General features: G+C 40.4%; 15 protein-coding genes and 2 pseudogenes. 7 read left to right on the forward strand and 10 right to left on the reverse strand.

What is annotated here, in order from left to right; all coding sequences use genetic code 11:
• The first annotated feature begins 24 nt into the window (after nucleotides 1–24).
• The 6 genes from V7K48_RS09875 to V7K48_RS09900 all read left to right on the forward strand — a co-directional run bounded on the left by V7K48_RS09875 (nucleotide 25) and on the right by V7K48_RS09900 (nucleotide 8,929).
• Nucleotides 25–2,865: a DUF3131 domain-containing protein gene (locus tag V7K48_RS09875; RefSeq protein ID WP_335071901.1), complete on the forward strand. Its 2,841-nt coding sequence runs from the start codon at nucleotides 25–27 to the stop codon at nucleotides 2,863–2,865.
• 188 nt (nucleotides 2,866–3,053) lie between these two features.
• Nucleotides 3,054–4,112 (forward strand): hypothetical protein, encoded by a 1,059-nt coding sequence (locus V7K48_RS09880; RefSeq protein WP_335071903.1) that lies wholly within the window; start codon nucleotides 3,054–3,056, stop codon nucleotides 4,110–4,112.
• Nucleotides 4,113–5,582: a DUF3131 domain-containing protein gene (locus V7K48_RS09885; protein ID WP_335071905.1), complete on the forward strand. Its 1,470-nt coding sequence runs from the start codon at nucleotides 4,113–4,115 to the stop codon at nucleotides 5,580–5,582.
• 103 nt (nucleotides 5,583–5,685) lie between these two features.
• On the forward strand, nucleotides 5,686–7,668 hold the full coding sequence (locus tag V7K48_RS09890) for a glycosyltransferase family 2 protein (RefSeq protein WP_335071907.1): 1,983 nt from the start codon (nucleotides 5,686–5,688) through the stop codon (nucleotides 7,666–7,668).
• Nucleotides 7,669–7,784: 116 nt separating this feature from the next.
• Nucleotides 7,785–8,495, forward strand: coding sequence for a PIG-L deacetylase family protein (locus tag V7K48_RS09895; protein ID WP_335071909.1), 711 nt, complete (start codon nucleotides 7,785–7,787; stop codon nucleotides 8,493–8,495).
• A gap of 107 nt (nucleotides 8,496–8,602) precedes the next feature.
• Nucleotides 8,603–8,929 (forward strand): STAS domain-containing protein, encoded by a 327-nt coding sequence (locus V7K48_RS09900; protein WP_335071911.1) that lies wholly within the window; start codon nucleotides 8,603–8,605, stop codon nucleotides 8,927–8,929.
• A 43-nt stretch (nucleotides 8,930–8,972) separates the two neighbouring features.
• On the opposite strand, the gene V7K48_RS09905 is transcribed toward V7K48_RS09900, so the two are convergent.
• The gene (locus V7K48_RS09905) at nucleotides 8,973–10,163 is read right to left on the reverse strand and encodes a PP2C family protein-serine/threonine phosphatase (RefSeq protein ID WP_335071913.1); all 1,191 of its coding nucleotides are present in this window, start codon (nucleotides 10,161–10,163) and stop codon (nucleotides 8,973–8,975) included.
• A 149-nt stretch (nucleotides 10,164–10,312) separates the two neighbouring features.
• Between V7K48_RS09905 and V7K48_RS09910 the strand changes: the two genes are divergently transcribed.
• Nucleotides 10,313–10,729: an ATP-binding protein gene (locus V7K48_RS09910; protein ID WP_335071915.1), complete on the forward strand. Its 417-nt coding sequence runs from the start codon at nucleotides 10,313–10,315 to the stop codon at nucleotides 10,727–10,729.
• Between the two features lie 105 nt (nucleotides 10,730–10,834).
• On the opposite strand, the pseudogene V7K48_RS34975 reads toward V7K48_RS09910, so the two are convergent.
• From V7K48_RS34975 to V7K48_RS09950, 9 genes and pseudogenes are all read right to left on the reverse strand, one after another.
• Nucleotides 10,835–12,109 (reverse strand): annotated as a pseudogene (locus V7K48_RS34975) (ATP-binding protein); the annotation flags it as partial.
• Between the two features lie 186 nt (nucleotides 12,110–12,295).
• Nucleotides 12,296–13,240, reverse strand: a pseudogene (locus V7K48_RS34980) (histidine kinase dimerization/phospho-acceptor domain-containing protein); the annotation flags it as partial.
• 4 nt (nucleotides 13,241–13,244) lie between these two features.
• Nucleotides 13,245–13,769 carry a Rab family GTPase gene (locus V7K48_RS09920; RefSeq protein WP_335071919.1) on the reverse strand — a complete coding sequence of 175 codons (525 nt, stop codon included), beginning with the start codon at nucleotides 13,767–13,769 and terminating at the stop codon, nucleotides 13,245–13,247.
• Nucleotides 13,770–13,819: 50 nt separating this feature from the next.
• A complete protein-coding gene (locus V7K48_RS09925) occupies nucleotides 13,820–16,015 on the reverse strand; it encodes an OmpA family protein (RefSeq protein WP_335071921.1) in 2,196 nt (731 codons plus the stop codon).
• A gap of 142 nt (nucleotides 16,016–16,157) precedes the next feature.
• Nucleotides 16,158–16,811 carry a hypothetical protein gene (locus tag V7K48_RS09930; protein ID WP_335071923.1) on the reverse strand — a complete coding sequence of 218 codons (654 nt, stop codon included), beginning with the start codon at nucleotides 16,809–16,811 and terminating at the stop codon, nucleotides 16,158–16,160.
• A 260-nt stretch (nucleotides 16,812–17,071) separates the two neighbouring features.
• Nucleotides 17,072–21,841 carry a response regulator gene (locus V7K48_RS09935; RefSeq protein ID WP_335071925.1) on the reverse strand — a complete coding sequence of 1,590 codons (4,770 nt, stop codon included), beginning with the start codon at nucleotides 21,839–21,841 and terminating at the stop codon, nucleotides 17,072–17,074.
• A gap of 22 nt (nucleotides 21,842–21,863) precedes the next feature.
• Nucleotides 21,864–23,324, reverse strand: coding sequence for a hypothetical protein (locus tag V7K48_RS09940; RefSeq protein WP_335071927.1), 1,461 nt, complete (start codon nucleotides 23,322–23,324; stop codon nucleotides 21,864–21,866).
• Nucleotides 23,325–24,350: 1,026 nt separating this feature from the next.
• Nucleotides 24,351–24,626, reverse strand: coding sequence for a reverse transcriptase N-terminal domain-containing protein (locus V7K48_RS09945; protein ID WP_335071929.1), 276 nt, complete (start codon nucleotides 24,624–24,626; stop codon nucleotides 24,351–24,353).
• 125 nt (nucleotides 24,627–24,751) lie between these two features.
• The gene (locus V7K48_RS09950; RefSeq protein WP_335071931.1) at nucleotides 24,752–25,690 is read right to left on the reverse strand and encodes a hypothetical protein; all 939 of its coding nucleotides are present in this window, start codon (nucleotides 25,688–25,690) and stop codon (nucleotides 24,752–24,754) included.
• Nucleotides 25,691–25,786: the final 96 nt, after the last annotated feature.

The raw sequence follows: 25,786 nt of genomic DNA on the forward strand, positions 1-25,786 counted from the left end.
CGCTCCTAACTCTTTCTTTACATTATGATATACAAACCCCCTCAACAAAAGCTGTTGAGATGGATTGCATTGTTCCTAGTGGGGACATTTCTGCAATTGTTGTTTTACATCCCGACACCAGTCTTATCCCAAAATTCCAATAGCTGTAGCAATATTACAGCCCCGCTTACACCAGAGGAACAAACTTACGCTCGTGGTGCTTGGCAGTATTTTGTGAAAAATTATCAGCCAACAACAGGATTTACCAATTCTACTGGGGGTTATCCTTCCGGTACACTCTGGGATATGGGTAACTACCTGATGGCATTGAATGCTGCACGCTGGTTGAATCTTACTGACCAAGCAGATTTTGATAGTCGCCTGAATAAGTTTTTGACGACTCTCAACAGCTTGAAGTTGTTTGAAGATACCTTGCCCAATAAAGTCTATAACGCAGCCACTGCACAGATGGTTGATTATGGTAACAATCCGCTGGAGCGGGGTATTGGCTGGTCTGCTTTGGATGTTGGGCGAATACTGGCGGCGTTTGATGTCATCCGTACCTGTCATCCGCAATATAATGATTGGCTCAAAGGAATTGTCGCAAAGTGGCAAGTGGCGCGATCGCTCAAAGATGGGCAACTTTTTGGTGCTACTGTTCTTCCAGACAACAAAACATTACTGGTGCAAGAAGGACGACTCGGCTACGAAGAATACGGCGCTAGAGGTTATCAACTTTGGGGTTTCTCTGCACCCAAGGCTATTTCCCTGGAACCGTTTAAGTTAGTCGAAATTAATGGTGTGCAAATTCCCGTTGATACCCGTGATTTTAAAAGCACCAACGCCAATAATTATGTTGTTAGTGAGTCTTATATCCTTGACGGGATTGAATTTGGCTTGCAAGGTGAGTTGGCTGATTTTGCTGGCAGGGTTTTAGATGTGCAAAAACGGCGTTTTGATACCACAGGCCAGTTAACTGCTGTCACAGAAGATAATATTGACCAACCGCCTTATTTTCTTTACAACACCGTCTACGCGAACGGTGCAAACTGGGCAACAATCACGGATGCCAATCAACCTTATCCACAATTTCGCAGCATCAGCACCAAAGCTGCTTTTGGTTGGCGCTATCTGTTTCCAGATAATGCCTATGCCCAAAAAGTTTTTGATGCAGTCAAGGATCTCCGCAGTCCTGATGATGGTGGTTACTATGCTGGTATCTATGAAGAATCAAAACAACCCAACAAAGCTTTGACAGGTAATACTAATGGGTTAATTTTGGAGATTTTATACTACAAAGCTAAGGGAAATCACCCTTTAATTGCTTCTGGTTCTGCGAATGTGTCTACTGGTAAGCCCAGTGAAAATGCTTCTCCTGCAACAGCCTCAAATCAACCGAATTCTACTGTTACGACTCCGACTGCAAATCAACCGAATTCTACTGTTACGACTCCTACCGCAACCCCTGCGGATACTTCTAAAATTATGGAAGTGGCTGTTGCACCTATTCCACCAGTGGATAGTCCCCAACCATCATCTAACCTCAAACTAGATCGACCACTGACGGTTATTGAACGGCGTTATGCAGAGGCGGCTTGGGGATACTTTCAAGCAAATTATCACTCCAAGAGTGGGCTGATCGACGATCGCAGTGATTTCAAAGGTGCAACTCTGTGGGGATTGGGAGATTATCTGGCAGCACTCCATGCAGCGCGATCGCTCGATATCATTACCCCGAAAGAATTTGACCAGCGCACCCGTCATCTTTTAGCAGCCTTGACAAAGTTATCGTTGTTTGGTAGGGAGTTACCGGGTCGGGGTTATGATACGCGATCGCTGCAACCAGTAGATTATGGTGGAAATCCAGTTCCAGAAGGAAACGGCTGGTCAGCTTTAGATTTAGGTAGAATGCTGGCAGCGCTTTACAACTTAAAAACCTGTCATCCAGAATATACGGCTGCGGTAGATAAAATTGTGCTGGATTGGTCATACTTGCGTGTGGTGCGTGAAGGTATTCTCTCCAGTGCTACAACCGCCAAAGAGCAAGATGGGCGATCGCTTACCCGCGTTAACCCCGAAACCCGCTTGGGATATGAGGAATATGCAGCTCGTGCTTTTCAATTATGGGGATTTAATGTTGAGCATTCTGCTGTTGGCGGTGAATATCAAACTGCCTCAGTAGAGGGAGTGAAAGTACCAATCCAACGCCGTCGCACAGATACTAACTCCAAAAATCAATACACAGTTAGCAATCCTTTCTTACTCTATGCTCTGGAGTTTGGACTAGATCCACAAATGCGATCGCTCTTTGAACCAATTTTCCAGGCGCAAGCTGAACGTTACCGTCGCACCGACATCCTCACAGCCTCAGCCACCACCTTGATTGATCGCAAGCCTTACACTGTCCACAGCACAATTACTGGAAAAGGTGAGCCTTGGGTCGCTTTAGCAGATGACGGGCAAACTGTACCAAAGGGGCGATTAGTAAGTACAGCAGTCGCTTTTGCCTATCATGCCCTGCTTCCAGAAAACAAGTATAGTCAAGAGTTACTGCAAGGAACGACTGATTTATACAATCCATTAGCCGGATTTTATGAGGGTTTTTATGAAGCCACAGGTAAAACGGCAATTGGTTTCACCAGCAGCACCAACAGTATGATTTTGCAATCCTTGCTATACAAAGGGATGAATCAACAACCCCTAATTCGTCCGACTACCACGATGAACTCTCCTTGGTGGGTAGCAGTTAGCAAAGGTAATTCTGGGCGAGGTCTACCCAACACTGCCACACAACGAACTCGATTAATTTCTGATAGTTCTGGAAGTTACTGGGTTTCAGGTAGCGAAAATACTCCACTCATAACTGGCACAAAAGTCACAGAATAAGTTGAAACACAACTCACTTTAAGCTCATCCCACGCCTTCCAGGGGTGGGCTTTCCCGCCGATTTTCTGTAATTACAAAGCTGTGTTTGTTATTAATCAGTTGTATTTGGGAATACTTGTACATGATGCGGTAGCTTTTACGAGCAACAGATATCTCGATTCAAAATCCCTGTTTATTCTTTCAAATCTATGAACAAGGTACGACTGGCGCTGATAATGCTAATTTTACTAGGAAGCATCTTTGCGAATAAAAATTTAATGGCGGTTACTGATGCTTCAAGGCAACTTGAAAACCGGAAATTAAACCAAATTCACAACCAAACAGTTTCCAATACTCCTGTACTACTGGGACTGTATGCCTCAGATTACATCGGAAATCAAAGTACAATTGACAGCCAATTGCGTCAAGTCGATCAATGGGTTGGTAAGCGCCATTCTATTGCTGGATTTTTCTTTGATATCGAAGACTCGAATCCTGCCTACAACATTCCAGTTTCCCTAGAACAACTGAAGCACAATGGATACACAGGCTTTATTAATCTCAAATCCACTCGTTCAGCAGCGCAGATTGCTAGGGGAGACGTAGATAGTTCTCTGCAAAAGGTGGCAAAAGCCTATGCTGAGTGGGCAAATCGAGGCGAGGGTCGGATTGCGTTTATCGCTCCGTTGCAAGAGATGAACATTCCTGGAGAAGCATACAGCAAAGACCCTCAGAACTTCAAGTTAGCTTATCAACGTATCCAAAAGGTATTTAAAGAGGCTGGTGTATCTTCACAGGCAATCCGTTGGGTATTTGCGCCTAATGGTTGGAGTGAAAACAATGAACATCGCTTTGAAAACTACTATCCTGGGGACAAGTCGGTAGATATCGTTGCCTTTAGTTCGTACAACTGGGGGTATTGTAGTAATTCTTCTTGGAAACACTGGAATAACCCAAAAGAAGTTTTTGAACCATATATCAAGCGGATGAAGGTTATGGCTCGCAGTAAACCGATTTTCATCGCTCAAACAGCTAGTACAAGTAATACGCAAAATGGTTTACAAAACAATGCCAAAGACCAATGGTTACGAGACTCTTACACTCAGCTATCTGGGATGGGTGTAAGAGCCATCCTTTACTTCAATATTAATAAGGAATGTGATTGGGCAATTAACAGTAATAGCGGCAAATTTGCTGGTTATAAAGACGCTGTAAATAATCCAGCTTTCGACTATTTATCCCCTGCTGAGTTGGCAAAGAAGATATAAATGGCAACAAGCGTCATCAAAAGCATGATTTTGCAATCAGTTTTGTACACAACGACAAATCAACAACCCCTGCTTTGTCCGAGTCCGACAACGTGGCAATGCTCTCCTACCCCATCTATGATCATTGCTGCCCCTGATAACTTTAACCCTGATGTTCAAACATTACCCTCACAAATCGTTCCAGAACTTATTGCTCCCATAGTCACACCACTACCGCTAAAACCAAAACCGACACCATTAAAACCAACAGCTACGCCAGAAAAATCTACTACTCTTTCGCCAACAACTTCTTTACCACGATTGACTCAAGAAGTGGATAAAATTGCCGCCGAGCGGGCTTGGAAATATTTTGAGCGTAACTGGAATCCCCAAACAGGTTTAGTAAATTCGGCAGACAACTTGCCCTGGACAACTTGGTGGGATCAAGGTAGCGCCTTATTGGGAATTCATGCGGCTTACCAGTTAGGGTTATTGCCGCAAAAGATGTTTCAACAGCGGATGAACACTTTGCTACAAACGTTGGAAAAACTGCCGCTACCTGCAACTGGTTTGCCTAATAAAGCTTACAGTACCCGTACTGCCCAAATGCGGCATCTCAATGACACTCCCGATCCCAAGGGTACAAGTGGTTGGTCAGTCTTGGATATGGCACGATTTTTATTAGGATTGCATGTTATGCGATCGCATTATCCAGAGTATAGCGATCGGATTAATCGCATCGTCGCTCGTTGGAATCTATCGAAACTTGTCAAAGATGGTTGGTTAAACGGTGCTATTCCTAGAGCAGGCAGACTTCTACAAGTGCAGGAAGGGCGATTAGGCTACGAGCAATACGCTGCTCACAGTCTAAAGCTGTGGAACATTCGAGCTAATAATGCTCTTTCCAATCCACCAGTCAAGATGGTTGAGGTTGATGGTATTACTCTGCAAATCGATCAACGGAATCTACAAAACTCTGGAGCTACTAACTATCTAACAAATGATCCTTATTTACTTTGGGGTTTAGAAATGGGTTGGAATGATCCTGTCAAGCCTCAAGTGCAAAATCTTTTTAAAGTGCAACAACAACGGTTTAAGCGCACTGGAATTTTAACTGCTATAAATGAAGATTCGTTGGATCGCCCCCCTTACTTTCTGTATTACAGCGTCTACGCCAATGGTAAAGCTTGGCAAGCCGTTAACACTAGGGGAAAAGCCTATCCCCAATTGCAGTTTGTCAGTACGAAAGCGGCATTTTCTTGGTTTGCTCTGATGCCAGATGAGCCTTACACAAAAATGTTGCGAGACTTTGTTCAAAATTTATCCGATAAAAATCGTGGCTATCTTTCAGGACGATATGAAAATTCCAAGCTAGGTGTTAATGGTTCAGTTGACGTGAATACAAATGCGATCGTTTTAGAAAGTCTGCTTTACCAAGCTAGAGGCAGACATCCACTGGTGCTTGAAGGCAGGAGTCAGAGAGAGCAGTAGAAATAAACAGAATTCCGAACAATTCCTAACTCAGCACTTTTTCGACTAGATAGTTATTTTTGCCACGCAGCACTAGTCTTTTAGATTAATTACTGGTACTAACATGACTTCAGTTTCTATTAGTGATAATTCCTCAAACTTTTCCGGCAACAGCCGTTCAGCACTCAAAAAAAGAACGCTGTTATTTCGCTATTTAGCAGAAATCAATTTAATTTTTGGTATTTGGTATTTGCAATGGCGCGTCACCCATTCCATCAATTTTGATGCGCTGTGGATCTCTATTCCTTTGTTAATAGCAGAAATTTATAGCTATTTCGGCGGCGTAATGTTTGTAATTGGCTTGTGGCGTCCTTTAGTCCGACAGATTAAGTCTCTCGACCAGATGATCCCACCTATACCCAGATCGGACTGGCCGACAGTGGATGTATTTGTGACGTGCTACAATGAGCCGCCGGAAATTGTAGAAGAAACTGCCAAAGCTGCTCTGACAATGGATTACCCGCCAACAAAGTTACGGGTTTATGTCCTTGATGATGGTAACTCGGCTGATATGCGGGCTATGACAGAAAGATTGTGTATTGAGGATTTGCAGTCACCACAACTACAACAAGAAGCGGAGCGGATTGATGCCGAACACTCTTATTTGTTAGAGCGCCTGAAGCAACTGGAAAATCTCACACCTAATACTCAAGCCGCAGAAAAATGGCTGCAAGCATCATCAGAACCAGTGGTTAACCAGTTTGCTACTGAATTTGTGCAAAGTCTACGACAGTTTATTCTTTGGCTACCTCCAGCTCATCAAAGTATAAGCGATCGCCTAACCACTGAACGCAAAGCCTTAGAAGAAGCTATTCGCAAGAAAGAACTGGAACTAGTTGAACTTGCTCGTTTTCGCTACATTGCTCGTCCCAAGCCAGCTGGTGTACCCCACCACGCTAAAGCTGGTAACCTCAATTACGCGATTTTTTCTGGAGAAACTTCGGGACAGTTTATTCTTACCCTAGATGCTGATCATATTCCCAAGCCACAATTTCTCAAGCGAGTTCTGCCTTATTTCTGCACCTATAATCTTTTAGCAGGGAAATACAACCAGAATCAAATTGCTTTTGTACAGACACCCCAGGATTTTTACAACATTCCTCCAGGTGATCCGTTTGGGCATCAAGCACATTTATTTTATGGCCCACTCCAACAGGGTAAAGATGGTATGAATGCCGCCTTTTATACAGGAACAGATGCAGTATTAAGGCGTGAGGCACTGATTAGTGTTGGACTGCAATATTTTGCTGGTGAGTATGCCAAAGATGAAAAAAGTTTAAATGAATTTGATTTAGTTGGTGGGATATCGAGTAATAGCATTACAGAAGATATGAATACAGCCATGCGTCTACACGGTGCTGGCTGGAAATCTGTTTATCATCATGAACTTTTAGCAGAAGGTTTAGCACCGGATGACTTAAAATCTACCCTGAAACAGCGACTACGCTGGGCACAAGGTACTATCCAGGTGTTAGTGAGAGAAAATCCATTGACAAAACCAGGGCTAACATTTTGGCAACGATTACATTATTTTAAGACAATGTATAGCTATTTTTCTGGTTTTGCTACTGTTGTTTTTATTTCTTGCCCAATCATCTATTTCTTCACAGATATTGTTCCAGTTAAAACCTACGGACCTGATTTTGCTCTACACTTTTTCCCAGCTTTTATTATCAACCGTTTGACTTTTTTTGCAGTTACTTGGGGCATTCCAGCTAGAGAAGTTTGGCGAGCTGAACAATATGCGATCGCTTTATTTCCCTTATTCATTCAAGCTGTATTAAGTGTGTTGTTCGGAGGTAACCTCAAATTCCAAGTAACACCTAAGCAGCGACAATCTGGAGTGTATCTCCAACTAATTTGGCCCCAACTACTTATCTTTGTCCTCACTATTCTAGGAATATTATGGAGCCTTTACCACTTTGCAATTGGTGATCTAAATAATCCTTTGGTTCACCTACTCAATGGTGCATGGGCTATCTATAACTTGTTACTTTTGTCGGCTATCATCCGTGCATCTGTTTGGCAGCCACCGAAAAAGGTCTGAGAGGCAGAGGGGACAAGGAGGACAAGAGAGATAATTCTTAACTCCTGTACAGACACGATTAATCGCGTCTCTACTCCTAACTCTTAACTAGTAAATCCAATCTAGAAAACATAGCCATGAATACTTATTCAGACTTAAACAACTTTGGTCAGCGAACTGTCTTAACAATTTATGCTCACGCTGATGATGAAGTCTTACCTGCTGCTGGCACTCTCAGTCTGATGTCTAAGGCAGGATGGAATGTTCTTTGCTTAATTTTGACTGAAGGCACTCTTTCCAGTTCGCCTATTAAGGGTACACGTCATCAAGAAGCAGACGCAGCTGGTAAAATCATCGGTGCAACTTACGAATTTCATGCACTTGAGGAGTCCAATTTCTCAACACAAGCAGTGATTAAAGTTACTGAAGAAGCTCTTGGACGCTGGCAACCGGATCTGATTATTACTCACGCACCACAACCTGAAAAATATGGACATAGAGATCATGAAGTGTGTGCGATCGCAGTTTCTAATGTTGCTACCCGCAAAAATATATCTTTATGGTATTCAGCACCACCTGTTTTTTTGCGTGGTTTTGAACCAAACTTTTTTGTAGATATTACCTCTGTAATTGAGGAAAAAGTTGCAGCGATCAGTTGTTATGAATCAGAGTTAAATAAAGCATTTATGCAACTTGATGCAATACTAGTTTTGTCTCGTTTTTGGGCACGAGAATTAGGTCAAAAAGATGGTTATTTTGAAGCTTTTGAAATTTCCCGTCAATGTGTAAATGCTAGCTTTTTTACTGCAATAGCAAATAATAACCACCCAGCAATCCAACACAGTTGATTGCATATATAATACAAAAATATTACTATATCTATTGCGGTTTGCATTAGGTCAATGCCACAATATAAATATATAGTTTTCAAACCAAATAATCGGAAAATAAAAACATGAGTCTGAGTGTGAAAGTACTAGAAATATCTGGAATTTTAGATGGTATTAGAGGTAATGAACTACGGCGCGAAGTTAGCAATATTGTAGACGGTGGAGCCGATATTTTGTTGCTTGATCTTAAAGAAGTTAAGTTTATTGATAGCTCTGGTTTAGGTGCTTTAGTATCAGCAATGCAAATAGTGCGAACTGCTAATGGTAAACTTTTTGTCTGTTCGATCAGCGATCAAGTTAGGATGTTGTTTGAACTGACTAAAATGGATAGAATTTTTCAAACCTTTGCTGACCAAGATGAATTCAATCGCCAAGTATTGGCAACACAGTAAGCTACTAGACAATATAAAATTTGAATGTTTAAATTTGACGATACTAACCAAACTTAACTTTTACTAAAGATAAATCATCGTCAAGATTATCTTGAGCATTTAAGGTGAGAATCTTTGCTAATAGTTGATTTAGGTTACACGTATCTTTCCGGCTATATTCGGTTAGTAAGTCAATGAAAGCATCAATCCCCCAAATTTGACCATCTGGCTGATTAATTTCATAAGCACCATCACTAAAAATGTATAAAGTGCTGTTTTCTTCAATCTCAAAAACAGCATCTTCAAATTGGACTCCAGGTAAAAAGCCAATTGGTAAATCTAAAGAAGTTAGCTGTTTAACTTGAATACTGTTGGTAGAGGTATTAGATAATAGTAAAGCTGGTGGATGTCCAGCATTGGCATAAATGAGTTGACGTTTAAGGCGGTGATAAACTCCATACCAGATTGTGAAGTATTTATCACCGTGCTTCCTCATTTGGAAGGCGTGATTTAGAGCTTTCAAGACTTCACTTGGTTGACAAAAGTTAGTATTCGGTAGAGATTGCGATCGCAAAACATTCAGCACGGATACTGATAAGAGGGCTGAACCCACCCCATGACCTGATACATCCAACAAATAAATTGCCAAATTATCCTCGTCAATCCAATGATGGTCGAAGCAATCACCTCCTAGCTGTGCTGAGGGAATAAACAGATTTTCTGTAGTTACTGATCCTACAAGCGGTGAGGGTAGAAGCGATCGCACATAAGCAGCAGCCTCAGACAATTCTGTTTCCAAAATTTGCTTTTGGGTTTGCAAATCCTGATTGAGTGTCTCCAAAACTTGCTTTTGACTTTGTAAATCCTGATTTAGCTGGTGTAATCTTAGTCCTGCTCTTACGCGTGCTTTTAATTCATTCATCTCTATTGGTTTAGAGATAAACTCATCTGCTCCAGCATCAAGTCCCCTAACTCTATCTTCCTCCTCTCCTCGAGCTGCTCCCCTAGCCGTCAATAGAATAAAAAAAGTAGTTGCCAACTCTGGATCTGTTCTAATTCGACGACACACTTCTAGCCCATCTAAGTGGGACATCATCCAGTCACAGATAATCAGAGCAGGACGTAACAGTTGTGCTTGTATAATTCCTTCTTCGCCATTGCTGGCTACAGTAGTCTCATAACCCTGCTTTTGCAGTGTACTTTTCAGTACTGCTCGCACTGTAGGGTCATCATCAATAACCAGAATTTTAAACATAAATTACGTTCTTTAAGTAAAATGAGCAGTAAATAGTTACTTTAATTTAACTTATATGCAATTTAGTTTTTAATGTATAGTAAAAATACTCAAATTAAATAAACTAATTACCGAATATGATGATTTTAAAATATTTTCTTAGTTAAGAAGTGAATAATAAAATTTCTCTAAAAGTTAACACAGACCTGACAGCTTCACCTCAAGTTTTATCTTGGTTTGAGCAAATGAATCAACCACCTATTGCCAATAAACAAATTTGGTGGCAATGTCAAACACTGATGATGGAAGGCTTTACTAACATTGTTGAACATGCACACAAAAATTTACCTATTGAAACTCCTATAGAGATGGAAGCTGTGCGGTTAGATGAATATATAGAAATTCGCATTTGGTCTCAAGGCGAACCCTTTGACTTAGAGCAGCAATTGCGGCAAACATCAGAATTTGAGGATAATGAGCAAGAGCGTGGGCGTGGTTTAAAAATCATGTCTGCCATTGCCGACAAGTTGAGTTATGAGCCGGTAGTAGATAATCGTTACTGTTTATTTATTAGTAAATCTTATTAAAGATACCGATAATAGGCGCTACTGTAAAGAAGGGAGTTGGGAGATCAGGAGACAATAAAGGTAGGGGAGAAATAACCCTAACTTCTAACTTCTAACTTTTAACTCCTAACTTTTAACTTCTGACTCCTGACTCCTGATTAAAAACTCTTGGATGCGTTTAACAAACTCTTCTAACTCTGAAATGAAGTTAGTAGTACCTCGGCGCTCTTGGTTGTAGGCTAGTTGTTCTAGTTTTTCTGCTGCTAGATGCATGGTTGTAATTCCCATATTGGCACTAGCACCTTTAATTTGATGGATTTGGAGCGCTATTTGCTCAAAGTCATGAACTGCGATCGCTATTTTCATTATCTCTAGACGAGGTTGAATATCCTCAACAAATATTTGCAGTAGTTCCAATTCAAATTCTGGGTCATTTTCCGAAAGTTGATGCAAACGTTCCCAATCAATTGGGAGTTCAACTGAACCTAAATCTGTCGTAGAAACTGTCTGCTCTATGGCAGCCGTTTCTTTTGCTCTGAATATCACACTACCCCAATGCTCTAGCATCGCCGCCAAATTTTCTTTCATCACCGGCTTGCTTAGATAGTCGTCCATTCCGGCATCTAGACACATTTGTTTGTCTTCTTTCATCGCATTAGCTGTCATCGCAATTACTACGGGACGACGACCACTAGCAAAGTTGCTTTCTTGCCAACGATGAATTTCTTTTGTGGTTTCCAAACCGTCAAGAACTGGCATTTGGCAATCCATCAGAATCAAATCGTAAGGAATTTTTTCTAATAGCTGCAAGGCTTCTTTGCCATTATTAGCGACATCAGCACTGTAGCCCAGGCTTTTGAGTTGCTTCAAGGCTATTTTCTGATTCACCAGATTATCCTCAGTTAAAAGAATTCTTAATTTATGGGAGTCAGGTGATGGGGAAGAAGACACAGGGACGCTCTTAGACGGGGACAACAAGAATAACTCTTGACTCCTGACTCCTGACTCTTCTGGAATAACAGAAGCGGTAATCGTAAAGTAAAATGTACTACCTACATTAAGCTCACTTTCAACCCAAATTCTTCCACCCATTAACTCGCACAGTTGCTTACAGATAGCAAGACCTAATCCAGTACCGCCATACTGTCGAGTAATGGAGGAGTTAACTTGACTGAAGGCTTTAAATAAACGTTCAAGGCGATCATGTGGAATTCCGATGCCTGTATCTTTGACACTAAACTGAATTTCGTCAGTATTTGCAGCAGAAGAATGATTAATATCGCTATTCTTGCAGATTACAACTGAAACTTCTATGCTTCCAGTTTCGGTAAATTTAATAGCATTACTGAGTAAATTAATCAAGATTTGGCGCAGTCGGGTGACATCCCCCACAATTGTAGTAAGAAGTTTAGGGGTATCTAAAAATGTGAGCTTTAAACCTTTTTGTTTAGCTTCCGGCACAAGCATATAAAGAGCTTCATTAATGCAATTTTGCAAAACAAAAGGTTCCTCTTCTAGCTCCAAGTTGCCCGATTGTATTTTAGAGAAGTCAAGGAAATCGTTAATAATTTTAAGTAAGGAATCTCCACTGGTATAAATAATTTCAATAAAATTTTTCTGTTCATCAGTCAATTCGCTATCTAGTAATAAACTGGCCATACCGATTACCGATGAAATCGGAGTCCGAACCTCATGGCTAATCATCGCTAAGAATTCCTGTTTAGCAAGTTCTGCCTGCTTCCGTTCAGTCATGTCTCGCAAAATGTAAACATAACCTTGAAAATGTTCAATTTCTGTCTTAACTATTGAGGATGAAAAAGCTATGGGAATTGTTTTACCACTTTTAGTATAGCAAATGGTTTCTACCTCTTTCATTAAAGGATCTATGTAAGGATTTTGTAATATATTAATCTTCTCAATATCCCCAGTTATCAGTGAATAGTTATTGACTTCTCTAATAACTTTTGTCATAGATTGACCCAGGAGTTCTACTTCGTCATATTCCAATAAAACTTGTGCAGCAAGATTCATTTTTTTTATCTTTCCTGATAGCGTTGTCACCAACAACGCATCTGCTATTGATGTCACAATTTGGTCAATATATTGTTTAGAAGCCTTTAAATTACGTAACAAAAGATTTGCTTCATTTGCACCTTGAAACAAAGATTGCTCAAGAACCATCCGTTCTGTCGTGTCTTTAATAACAATGATTAGCGGATTCCTAGAAGAATTTTCTTGGAAATTATTAGTAATACAAATATCAATATACAAAGGATAAGCCGTATCTTGTGAACGCCTAATTCCCTTTAATTCAAAATTATCTTGCTCCCCCTGTCGAATTGCATCAAAAATATCTTCAAGTCCCTCTAATTCTGGAAACGCAATCCGAACATCCTGACCAGGCTGCACTTCATTAGAAATGTCAGCGAAATGATTTAGTTCCAAAGACATCTCTAGAATCTTGAAGTTTTCATCAATTATCAAATATTCAATCCGACATACAGATAATAGGTTTGTCAATAATGAGTTCATATTACTAAATTAAACTAGTGGCTAAAGTTTGAAATATTTCATCAACATTCTTGCCAGTTTTAGCTGAAGTTACATAGGTGTCTAATATATTACTTTGCTCAGTGAATTGATACATTTGGCGAATGTTTTCTAAATATTCGGCTGCAATCATATCTGATTTGTTAAGTGCAACAACAATATAGCTTTTAGGATTAATATCTAAAAAAGTTTGAATATGCTCCCGGATATGATTGAGCGTTTCTGGTTGTGTTACATCACCAACTATCACAGCACCTTTAGAACCTTGAAAATAATTTTGAGCAACTGCCTTAAACTTATTGCTGCCTTCAATATCCCAAATTATCAGTTGTAAATCTTGTCCACAATTTAGGTGTTTTGGAGAAGAATTAACCAATTTGCGAGATATTTTTACTCCTACAGTTGAAAGGTATTCGTCACTAAATTGACATTCTACAAATTTGCGAATTAGACTAGTTTTACCAACACCAAAATCACCAAATAAGCATATTTTTTTAGAGATTGTAGACATAGTTGGTAAAAAGTAGAGAATATTTTATCTGAATCATAGCTACTATAAATTTAAAATTGCTTATTTATCATTTCTAGAACCACACAGCGGCTTAACCATGAGGGTTGAGTTGCATCAATTCCTGATGGTAAATCTGTCCTACCAATGACCTGTATATGATATGGCTCAACACCTAATTTAATCAGTGCTTGTTGTACAGCCTTTGCTCGCGCTAGTGCCAATTTCTGAGATGTGTTTGCGCCAGTACCGTCATAACTATAACCAATGATTTTTAAATGCCTATTTGGGTGCTGATTAAGGAAAAACTTAACCCGTTGAACCTTGTATTTTAAATCCGCTTTCATCAAACTCGCTGAGTCGGGTTGAAAGTAAAATCGAACTTCAATCTGTGGGGGTTGTACTTGCATCGCGCTGGACACAGATTTTACGCCTGGAATTTGTTCAAATGCATGAGCAATAATCTGAGCATCTGTAACCCGGTTGATAGTACCTTCGACAGCTACTTTACCAGCAACATATTGAGCAGAAATTTCTATACCGTTAGTCTGATTTAAAACTGTTGTGACTCGTTTGACTTCAGCAGCAGCTAATACAGGATCAGCGGGTACTTCTACTAATAAGATTTGATTGTCAATCAACCAATTAGGGGAGGTTCTTTTGACAATTTGCTCGGCTTTCTGGCGAAGAAGTTGATTAGGTAATTGTCCTGTTAATTTTAATTTATTGTGTTCTACCTGCACGGTGAGCCGATATACGGCTAGTTCTGGAGCAGAAGTTAGAGCCAACGAAGTTTGATTTTCAATGGAACGTATAACTCCACTATGGTGTTGCCAAATACCCCAAGGAATGAAAATGGTGCTGATAACTGTTAAACCTAATACCAGTAGCGGTGAGAATTTCTTTTTCTTTTCCTGCTGAATATCTGGATGTTTCAGTTCTTCTAAAAGTGTATGAACTTCAATAGGAATTGAATCTGGATCACCGTCAAATTTCTCAATTAAATCACCATAGATTTTAACAATTTGGCTGAAGGTTTGCCGCATTTTCCAAATAAAATTTTTGCTTGGGTCTCCTTGGACAACGATTGCTAAATAACAGTATCCTGCAACTTCTAAAATTATTTTGGATGTACCATATTCAATTGCGTCTAATTCTGTCATGCTTCCAGATTGATTGATACAATCATTGGCAAAGCTGCGAATTGCTGTCAGCATTCCTGCTACCATTTCAGCTTCTAACTGCTCTGCATCAGAGCGCTGAATATCTGAGATAATTAAACCAGATGCTTTATGAATCAAGAAAATGGCTTGAATTGTAGATGGTAGAGCTTCTTTAAGAATTAATTCTGCTTCGGAAACTCCTTGTAATTTGGCACGAATTTTACGTTTGATGCCTTCAACGCTAACAGTTTCTTCAACTTGTCGGTTAATAGCACGGATTGTCTCTGCCATATATTTGGCTATAGTACTACCAATAATTGGGTAGAGTGCATCCACAACAATATTCTGTTCAATTTCAATTTGCTTTTTTATGGCTCGTCCGATTGTCGGAGCGATCGCATCTGAAACTTCCTGTGGAGAAACAATAATCTGCTGGGAAATAGCTAGGGGAATAGCAGGAGCGAGCGCCGTACTCATGCTAATTTTATCTTGTTCAGTGCGACTGTGGATAGCCTGATCGATAATCGGAGCAATTATCTCAACAATTTCCTCTTTTGACTCTGCAATCTTTAGCCTTAAAATTTCCGAAATCCACGGTAGTAGTAGATTTATTAGCTCTTTAGGATCATAAATTTGATGCTCTATTTTTGCTAATTTTTGTTCAAGTTTAGCTGTAATATTGTTTATTTCTGTTAATTCATATCCGACCAATATCTCCCGTAATTTTTGCAATGCATCCTCTGAGTTGTCTAATTTTTCCTCAAAAGCTGCAAATATTTCAATAGATTCGTCTAATTCTTCTTGAGCAATTTGTGAGGAATTAGATATATGTTGAGGAAAATTAAAAGCCGACTCTAAATAAGCTTCACATACTTCTAATGTCACTGGCGGAAGTTGCAGTAATTCAAGTTTCTCTGTAATATCCTCATTACTATTATCAGTTTCTGATGGTAATAAAGAAAAAGATTGCTCAGGTGATTCGATAATTTTGAGTTCGACAAGTAGATTCAATAAATTTTCAAGCTGTACAGTTGTTTCTGGCTTTAACTCAAAAGATTGAGAAATCGAATTTTCCACCTGAGTCATATCAGTAAGTCTCACTATCGACTGTCATTTAAAAGTGCTGAGTTAAAAGACGCGATTAATCGCGTCTGTACAGGAGTTTGGAGTTATTATTCTCCCCCTGTCTCCTTACTCCCTCATCTCCCCTTGTCTTCTGCCTTAATTACTAATGTAATTCTGCGGTACCGTTGAGGTGAGTTAACACTTTTGACAACTTTGTAGTTCCTAGAAGTGGTGCAGCAGTATATTTGTCGCTGCGTTCATCGGCTGCTTCTCGCAATTTAGGAATGAATTCAGTTTCTTTCAGACGCATTCCCAAGGCAAACAAAGTTTCAGCCATATCGTCTTTAGAAACCTTAGTATCTGTCAACTGTGAAAAGCGTCGATCTATTTCTTCTAAAATCAGATCCCGTAACGTCGTGACATCATCTTGTAATTGGACTTTAGTCTGAAAGATTTCATCTCGAATCGAGGTAGTTTGGCTATCTAACGTCTCATCAAGTGACTGAACGCTGTTAGAGAACTTTTTATTGAGTCTATCAACCTGTTGCCGTAAGTCAAGAGTTTCTTCTTGAGTTGTCAGGTTGAGTGACTTCAGCTTTTTCTCCACCGCTTCAAACCCTGACTTTAGTTCAGCCGAAAAGTTTGACTTGAGTTGATCGACATGCGATCGCATCTGTTGTTGCAACAGAGAGATATCTGACTCCACCTTGCTAAATCGATTTTCGTACTCTCTTAGCTGTGTTCCAAGAATAATATCGCGGATCTGATCGATATTGCCAAGCCGTTCTCGTGCATCGTCTTTACTCATTTGACTCATCAGGAAAACCTCATTTTTCGGGAATTAACTGGGGATAGGAGGTGATATATCTAATTGAGATTTAGGCTAAAAATTCTCATCATAGGACGCAGCTAACTCACCGAACCTACTTTTAGTACATCAAAGTTATTATTCCCAGTTGTTCACAAGTTCTATCTTGAAAATAGGCAATGAGTAATGAAAAATGGAAAATAAATATTTTTCATGCTTACTCAGAAAAAATCGTCACTGTTAATTTATTAATAAATATTATTAATTTTTTAGATTTTGGCGTTACTATCTTTACAGATCAAAAACTCTTGGATGCGTTTAACAAACTCTTCTAACTCTGAGATGAAGTTAGTAGTGCCTCGACGCTCTTGGTTTTGAACTAGTTGTTCTAGTTTTTCTGCTGCCAGATGCATGGTTGTAGCTCCAATATTGGCGCTAGCACCTTTAATTTGATGGGCTTCTCGCGTTAGTTGCTCAAAGTCATGATTAGCTAGCGCTATTTTAATCACTTCTAGACGAGGTTGAATATCCTCAACAAATATTTGCAGTAGTTCCAATTCAAATTCTGGGTTATTTTCTGAGAGTTGATGCAACCGTTCCCAATCAATTGGGAGCTCAACTGAACCTACATCTGTTGTAGAAACTGTCTGCTCTGTGGCAGCTATTTCTTTTGCCCTGAATATCATACTTCCCCAACGTTCTAGCGCCGCAGCCAATTTTTCTTTGATTACTGGCTTGCTCAGATAGTCGTCCATTCCGGCATCTAGACACATTTGTTGATCTTCTTTCATGGCATTAGCTGTCATCGCAATGACTACAGGACGACGACTGCTGGCAAAGCTGCTTTCTTGCCAACGATGAATTTCTTTTGTGGTTTCTAAACCATCGAGAACTGGCATTTGGCAATCCATCAGAATTAAATCGTAGGGAATTTTTTCCAATAACTGCAAAACTTCTTTGCCATTACCAGCGACATCAGCGCTATAACCCAGCCTTTGGAGTTGCTTCAAGGCAACTTTCTGATTTACCAGATTATCTTCAGCTAAGAGAATTCTAAGTTTAGGGAAGCCGAGAGCCAGGAGCCGGGAGTCAGGAGAATGATAGTTGCTGTTGCTGTTGTTTTCGTAATTTTTTAGTTTTAACTCCTGACTTGTGACTTCTGAATTCTGACTTCTGACTCCTGTTTCTTTTTGTTCCAACTGCCTTCCTAAAATAGTCATGATCGTATCCAGGAGTCGGGATGGCTTAACAGGTTTGACCAAATAAGCTGCAAATCCTATTTTTAGCGCTCGTTGGATTTCATCCCGTTGATTAGTAGAAGTAAGCATAATTAAAGGTAGCCCAGCGATCGCTGAATTTGCCTTAATTTGCTCTCCCAAAGTCATGCCATCGATTTCTGGCATCTGCATATCAACCACAGCAATGTCATAGAGATTTTTTTGCTTGGCAGCCTGCTGAATAGCTTGGAGGGCAGTAGCAGCCGAAACAGCCTGATCCACCAGCATCCCCCAACGGGTAGCTTGATGGTAGATGATTTTGCGATTAGTAGCATTATCATCCACTACTAACAAGCGCCGATTCAGCAAAAGTTCGTGTTCGCCCTCTTGCTTGGCGTTCGCGTAGCGTGTCGCAGACAAGCCATCGCCTTCTGAGGAAATAGGGTAAAGTTGCTTGGTGAGAGTTACTTCAAACCAAAATTTAGATCCTTTCCCCAACCGACTTTCTACGCCAATTTCTCCTGCCATCAAGCTCACCAGTTGCTTGCAGATAGCTAATCCCAAACCTGTGCCACCATATTTGCGGGTGGTGGAAGCATCTACTTGGGTAAATGGCGTAAAGAGTTTGGATTGGTCTTCAGAGGTAATACCAAGACCAGTATCTGTGATCGCAAAATAGATGGTGGCTGTAGTAGAGGTTTGCGATCGCAATTCTGCTCGTAATACTACCTCTCCATTGCTGGTGAACTTGATCGCATTGCTAATCAGGTTCATAAGAATTTGCCGCAGGCGGCCAGCATCGCCTTGGAGATGGGTGGGGACGTTGGGATAGATTAACGCTGCAATTTCTAATCCCTTCTGATGGGCTGGGGGAGCCAATAAATCCAACACCTCTTCTACACAGGTAGATAGGTCAAAATCTAGGGTTTCTAATGCCATTTCCCCAGCCTCAAGTTTAGACAGATCCAAAATTTCGTTGATCAGGCTTAACAGAGCGTCTCCACTAATACGAATTGTTTCGATAAAATCTCGTTGCTCCGAGTTGAGGGGAGTTTCTAACATTAAGCCTGTCATCCCCAACACAGCATTCATCGGAGTCCGGATTTCATGGCTCATGTTAGCCAAAAAGGCACTTTTGGTTTGAGAAGCTAATTCAGCTTGGTGACGGGCAATTTCGAGTTCTCGTCGCTGTTGAGTTTCTGCGTTTAACATTTGGGCTTGGGCTAAAGCAATACCTACTTGGTCAGCTATTTGCCGTAAAAGATGAGTTTCAAAGCTAGACCATTGGCGGGAACTGCTACACTGATGGACAATCAGTAAACCGCAGAGTTGTTCTTTGACAAGAAGAGGTATGACCAAATTGGACTTGACTCCAAATTGTTCCAGTAGTTCCATCTGGCTTTTTTGGGCTTCAACTATATCCAATTCAGCAAGCTCCAGATTCCGTCTTTGACGGTACTGCTGTAGATAGTACTGCTGGATGTATTCTGCTTGAAAGTAAGTATCAGTAAGCTTTTTCTCTTTGATTGCCAGCCAGCCAGAAACTACTGCCTCAACCACGGTGGCTCCAGATCCATCTGCCAAAGGTTGATAAATCAAAACTCGGTCGCTATGGATAATTTTTTGTACCTCTGTAACAGTGATTTGGAGAATTTCTTTGATTTGCAAAGATTGACGAATCTTGAGGGTGATTTCAGTAAATAGTTGCGATCGCAAGTTTTGGCGTTGGAGTTCTTCTTCTGCCTGCTTGCGCTCGATAAACTGCCCTACTTGCTCGCCAATAGAATTCATAACTTTTGCCAAATCGGGGTCAGGTTGCTGAATCTCATGGCTAAAGCAGGTAATGACACCAAGGATTTTTTTACCACTACGGATCGGAAAGCCAAAAGCTCCATGCAGTTCTGCTTGGGCGGCGATTTGAGAGCGGATAAAATCGTTATCTTCTACGACATCAGCGATCCAAACAGGTTCAGCACTAGCCCAAACACGACCAGGTAGCCCAATTCCTGGTGCAAAGGTGATCTGCCGACTTAGTATTTCAAATTCTTGCATTACCCAAGATATTTTATACCAGCTATTTATAAAATTAAGTATATTTGCTTGATAATTTACCATCCAAAATTCACTTAAATTCCATCCCAAACTCTCGCAGATTCCTTGCAGTATTTGGGGCATGGCTTCGTTAATTGTAGTTGATTCTGCTAAGACGCGGGTTGTAGCATACTCTGCTTTGAGATGCTGTTCAGCTAGTTTGCGTAAGCGCAGATCCTCGAATACATCGGTGATGTCGATACCTGTGGCGACAATGTATTCAACGTCGCCCTGATAGTCTTGCAAAGTAGTGTTAGCCCAAGCAATGAGCCGCCGACTGCCATCCTTAGTTACCCAATAGTTTTCGTACTCTTTGGGTCCTTCACCAGATTGTAACTGCTCAAAAACTGCTTTAACTTCCTCTACCTGTTCAGGAAGTAAAAATAGGTTCCAGAAATGTCTTCCTCTCACCTCATCAAATGAGTAACCAGTTGTTTGTTCACAAGCTTGATTGAAGCGAACGATTTGCCCTTCTGTATCAATAACTATTACTAAAGCGCTGGCTGTATCAAGGACTGCTGAGATAAAGTTGCGTTCTTGGTTCAGTGTTTCTTCTGTCAATTTACGCTCTCTTACCTCACGAGAAATGAAGTAGTAGACTATAGCCAGAATCAGAAAACTTAGAAAAATAGCGATCGCAAGTGTCAAAAGCGTGTTGTTAGCACTGGCTTTTGCAGCTTGTGATTGCTGTTGGAGCAACCTTTTATCTTGATTCTCTATTTCATGTATGACCTTGCGGATATTATCCATGAGATATTTTCCCTGATTTGTCTGGATTACCTGCAACGCTGCGTCGAATCCCTGATTTTGACGCAGGTATATAGTCTTCTTGAGTATGGCAAGTTTTGCAGCTATCAGAGATTCAAGGGTTGCAAACTGCTTTTGTTGACTAGGTTGATCTGTTATTAAATCCTTCAGTTCTACAATTTTTTGATCGATGTTTCCAACTACTGCTTGATAAGGTTCCAGATAACTTTCTTGTCCAGTGAGGATATAACCGCGTTGTCCAGTTTCAGCATCCTTCATATCGGACAGTAATTCTTCCAGTTTATTGATTTTCTCTTGGGTTTTTTGCACCTGATTTTTAGTATCAATCAATACGCGTGTGTTTTGATAAGAAATCACCCCAATCAAAACTAAAATTGCTGATGCTAACCCAAACCCTGCGGCTACTCTTTTAAAAAATTGTTTACGTCCCTTTTGTGCCTGTTTGCGTGTGTCACTCGCCAACACCAAACCTGCTAAGTTGCGCCGCATTTCTAGTTGCTTGATTACCTGGTGACCTAGAATTCGCAATGCTTCAATTTGTCCTGGAGAGAGGTCTCTTGGTACATGGTCAACTACACAAAGTGTTCCTAGTGCATATCCTTCAGAGTTAATCAGCGGTACACCAGCATAAAACCGAACATTCGCGTCAGAGGTGACAAATGGGTTTGTAGCAAACCTTTCGTCTTCTGTTGCATCCGGCACAACAAAAACTTCAGGTTGCATAATAGCATGGGCGCAGAATGATACATCTCGCGGTGTTTCTAGGGTATCCAAGCCAACTTTTGACTTGAACCACTGGCGATCGCTATCAACTAAACTGATTAAGGCAATCGGAGTTCCACAAATATAGGAGGCTAAACGGGTGAGGTCGTCAAAGGCAGCTTCCGAACGAGTATCGAGGATTTTATACTCCAAAAGAGATTCGATTCGCTGTATTTCGTTATCAGGTAATGGTGCTTTCATTCTTAAGCCTTATCAGTGACTCCTAAAATTTGACCCGCAACTGTCCTGTCAAGGAATTACCACTGTAGGCACTTCCCCCAGTTTCTTGATTTCGGACATTACTAAAGCTATAGCCGAGGTCTAGCTCTATATTCGGTGAAACCTTTACCGTACAACGCGTTTGATAAGTATTGGCATTGTCAAATTCTCCTTTAAGTCGTTGTCGTCCTAAATTGGCAGCGAGACGACAGCGTAAGAAATTAGCAATATCTCCTTCCCAAGCCACCTCACCGTTATAAACTAGGAAATCTGGTGGGGAAAAATAGCCACTTGTGCGTTCTAAATCGCGATCGTAACTCCAAGTGAATAAGTTAGCCGCCAAAGAAAATTGTCCGAACTTGCGCTCTAATCTACTAAATGACTGCACCTCGGAATTACCATCGTTGTAACTACCCAAACGCAATGACGAAAACAAGCTGGTATTACGGTCAACCTGCCAATATAAATCAGGTCCAAATCGCCAAGCAGTAATTTGATTGTCTAAAGTTCGGGCATTGGATTTATAAGGTCCTTGTTCTAAATTACCTGCTAGTATTACTGCCGATAGCAATCGACCTGATGACGAAACTCGCGGCGGTGAAATGGGAGCCTCCACCTTAGCATTGAGATTGATAGCTGTGGGTAAACGATTGAACACATCGACTCCGGCTGCTGTTTGTAGAGTCACTTGCCCAATTTTTCCTTGCCATCCAACTTGTAAGGGAAAATTGGTTACTGATTCAACACCAGGTTGCTCAAAGAAGTTAAAACCTGTCTTGAAAAATATTTTATTGCCATTACTCAATCGAAACTGAACCGTTGGTTCGAGGAAAAAATTAGTTTGGCCAAAGTTGTCTGTGTCATAGCGATAGTCCGTATCAATACTTTCCAAAACTGCATCCGGGGTTCCTGATTCGGTGGAAGTTTTTGGTGGACTAGAATTCTGCGGTGGTTCGGGTAACACTGGCGGTAATCGTAAATCAGGATTGAAGTTTTCGGGTGCCGCTATCAAAATAGGTGTTGGCTTTAATCGATAAGGGAGCGGCATCGAAAATTCTAAATGACTAAAATTCAGTTCGCCCTCTTGCTTGGCATTCACGTAGCGTGTTGCAGATAAGCCAGACACTCTGGGGCGATCGCTCTTGCTAGCTTGCTCAAGAGTAGGGGTACGCGGACTCGCTAACGCTGCACTATCGGCCCAAGCCTCTACTCTGACATCTGTGTGAGTTTTAAGTTTTGAGTATTGCTCTGCTGACTCAGGATTTACTGTAGTGACTTGCTCGGTCAATTCTAAAAGTGATTTCCAAGTCTGATGTGCTTGGGCAGCTTGTAACCTAGCTTCTGATAATGTCCAAATACCTACACTACAGATTACTCCCAATTGAATCTGTAGGCATCCCAAAATAAATTCAGTGTACAAACTATATGGAGAAACAGAGAGATAAAGTCTAAAACTATCTGCCATTGGTCGATACTATAGTTGTAGATGAAAAACTCGCTGCCAAAAGTTTTCTGGCTGCTAGCTAATGTATTCGGCTTGGGATTATAATGCCCACAATAGATGCTTGTTGAGACATAGCAAAGGAAAACGACTAAAAATTCTTTTGCTTGACAAGTGATTGTCTGCTTCGGCGCTATTAAATGGTTTAGGACTTACGCAAAAAACCTCTCAAACTCCTATTCCTCCGTGTCACGCCAGTTGCAACTCCTGCGGGGAGACGTGCAAGGGACAAGTCAAGTCTCTTAACCGCAAGGGTGCACTGGCTTCTCTGCGGACTCTGTGGTAGCCTGCGGCAAGCCGCTTCTCTATGTTCGCGCAGCGTGTCGCAGACAGACGCTACGCGTAGCTTGCTTCTCCGTAGGAGTATGCGTCTACGATTTTCCGTTACCTGTGCGTAACTGTGGTTGTTTGATGCTACTGACTCATCTATTGCTATATGTGTCTTTGAGTTCTGCCAAGAGAAGTTTAGCTGTTTCCACAAGGTCTGGGATGCTTTCTGGTAGCTTACGAGAGCAACTCGTTGTTGGTAGGTGTCTTTTCCATTTGCTTTAAGAATGTAAACCCTTTTAGTTGGGTGAACTTTCCACGAAGTATTTCTCTGTGCATCCTTGACCAAGGCAACCCTTCCTTCAGGAGTTAGAACCCAGATTCTACATTTCAAAATGCAATATATTTATGTTTCAAAATAAATTACCAATATTAATTATTTTATTACGTATTAATACTTAAAAAAGCTGGGAGGTGTGTAATGCCTGCGGCGGGCTACGCCAACACTACATAACCCACTTTCTATACTTTACTTTGTAATACTTAATGTAGTATAAACTGTAAATATTTAATGATTCTTTCCAGGAAATACTTAAACTCACTATTAAATTAGTTTTGGTGAGCTAGCTAAAATGTATCGCTAACTACTATTTAAAAACCGTAATCTTTTGATAGAAAATAAAGATAAAGAACCATTATTTTATTAAGTGTAGTTTATTCATGTTACTGATTGAAGTACAAAATCTGGATTAGAACTTTCTGGTTGTCTATACCAGCAGTTTTCTTCCCTTGGTTTTCTAAGGTAACCTTTCTTACTGACAGCAGCAAGTTGGAGTAGCTGTGTAACATCAACTTCATCAGGCTAAGAACGTTATTCCATTGACGGTTCCCAGTTGCGCGATAAATCCTCTGTCTCAAGTTGATAATCCACTTTCTGATGAGCTTCCAATTAATGTCTGCCCAATCTTTTAGTAGTTCCTTCGTTCCGAAAGCAGTCATTAATCCCTTCCCTACTTCGTTGAGGAAGGGGTATTACGGCGAGTTTGATAAAATTCAGGAGTTATAAATTTAAAATTCCTAACTCTTCATTTCTAACCGGAGGCGGAGCGTCTCCGGCTCCGCTCCTAACTCTCTTTCCTTCCCTCAAGTAATTTAGTTGCTTCTGGACTCAAACCATATAGCTCAACAAATCTTTTAAACAGCAGTGCAGTCTCATGATTTGAAGTCCTACTTAAGTTGAAGAAACGCTCTATATTTTTCTCAGCTAAAGCTCTTAGATACGGCAAATCTTCAAAGAGTGTCAAACAAGAAGCAAAATGCAATATTATTTGTAATAATGGCTTTGGCCACTCTAGGTCACTATAAATATCTATAAATAGCTGATGTTCTGAGTCATTTAAGGGAAAAGCATGAAATATAACAATTATTCTTTTCTGATTGTAGACTGGAATACTTAGTTCAATAGTATAGGGAGTATGCAATATTAAATCCACCTCTACAGTCGGTTGTCGCCACATCCTCAGAGGATTAGCTGGCGAATCTAATATTGTTTTAAATTGAATTATACCACCGCTGTTTGTAGTCTGGAACTGGCTAATACTAAGAATTTTAAGATTATTAAGGCTAAATCTATGAACTGTTTCCAAATGTTTTAAGTTTAATAGGTGATAGATTTGGCAAGTATAAGGGAACGGTAAAATATACTCTTGACTAATCATGTGTAGCTTTTTTAATTGAAGCTTGTTAGCTTGAGTACGATCAAGATATTCTTGATATTGGTTAGGGTCTAAATCATTACTATTAAAGCTTTCCTCCGGTTTGAGATATAACCAACTCACAAAAAAGAAAAAGGTTGTAAATAGCTGAAATATTTCTATAGGAGATATATAACCATCAGCAAATACAGCTATACTTCTATCAGTTATTCCGAAAAGCCAAGATGAAATACCAAATAGCCAGATATTACTTTTGATTTTATCTATAAAAAGTGCTATTTCAACATTTGAGACATGGCTAGCTTGATTTACACTTAATTTATTGTTTTTTAAGCAATTCATGGACATAATATTTTTATTTTGCTTAATAGTAGTAATTCATAGAGTTGAGATTTATCTTAAGTTTAAACCTAAAGGTATAGTTATAACCTCTATCTTTAGTTG

The sequence above is a fragment of the Nostoc sp. genome (assembly GCF_036919615.1).
In the GTDB taxonomy this organism is placed as follows: Bacteria; Cyanobacteriota; Cyanobacteriia; order Cyanobacteriales; family Nostocaceae; genus Nostoc.

What these genes read in the sequence shown, in the direction of transcription:
- V7K48_RS09875 (WP_335071901.1), top strand. Translation starts at nt 25, where the DNA reads ATGATATACAAACCCCCTCAACAAAAGCTGTTGAGATGGATTGCATTG.
- V7K48_RS09880 (WP_335071903.1), top strand. Translation starts at nt 3,054, where the DNA reads ATGAACAAGGTACGACTGGCGCTGATAATGCTAATTTTACTAGGAAGC.
- V7K48_RS09885 (WP_335071905.1), top strand. Translation starts at nt 4,113, where the DNA reads ATGGCAACAAGCGTCATCAAAAGCATGATTTTGCAATCAGTTTTGTAC.
- V7K48_RS09890 (WP_335071907.1), top strand. Translation starts at nt 5,686, where the DNA reads ATGACTTCAGTTTCTATTAGTGATAATTCCTCAAACTTTTCCGGCAAC.
- V7K48_RS09895 (WP_335071909.1), top strand. Translation starts at nt 7,785, where the DNA reads ATGAATACTTATTCAGACTTAAACAACTTTGGTCAGCGAACTGTCTTA.
- V7K48_RS09900 (WP_335071911.1), top strand. Translation starts at nt 8,603, where the DNA reads ATGAGTCTGAGTGTGAAAGTACTAGAAATATCTGGAATTTTAGATGGT.
- V7K48_RS09905 (WP_335071913.1), bottom strand. Translation starts at nt 10,163, where the DNA reads ATGTTTAAAATTCTGGTTATTGATGATGACCCTACAGTGCGAGCAGTA.
- V7K48_RS09920 (WP_335071919.1), bottom strand. Translation starts at nt 13,769, where the DNA reads ATGTCTACAATCTCTAAAAAAATATGCTTATTTGGTGATTTTGGTGTT.
- V7K48_RS09925 (WP_335071921.1), bottom strand. Translation starts at nt 16,015, where the DNA reads ATGACTCAGGTGGAAAATTCGATTTCTCAATCTTTTGAGTTAAAGCCA.
- V7K48_RS09930 (WP_335071923.1), bottom strand. Translation starts at nt 16,811, where the DNA reads ATGAGTCAAATGAGTAAAGACGATGCACGAGAACGGCTTGGCAATATC.
- V7K48_RS09935 (WP_335071925.1), bottom strand. Translation starts at nt 21,841, where the DNA reads ATGAAAGCACCATTACCTGATAACGAAATACAGCGAATCGAATCTCTT.
- V7K48_RS09940 (WP_335071927.1), bottom strand. Translation starts at nt 23,324, where the DNA reads ATGGCAGATAGTTTTAGACTTTATCTCTCTGTTTCTCCATATAGTTTG.
- V7K48_RS09945 (WP_335071929.1), bottom strand. Translation starts at nt 24,626, where the DNA reads ATGACTGCTTTCGGAACGAAGGAACTACTAAAAGATTGGGCAGACATT.
- V7K48_RS09950 (WP_335071931.1), bottom strand. Translation starts at nt 25,690, where the DNA reads ATGTCCATGAATTGCTTAAAAAACAATAAATTAAGTGTAAATCAAGCT.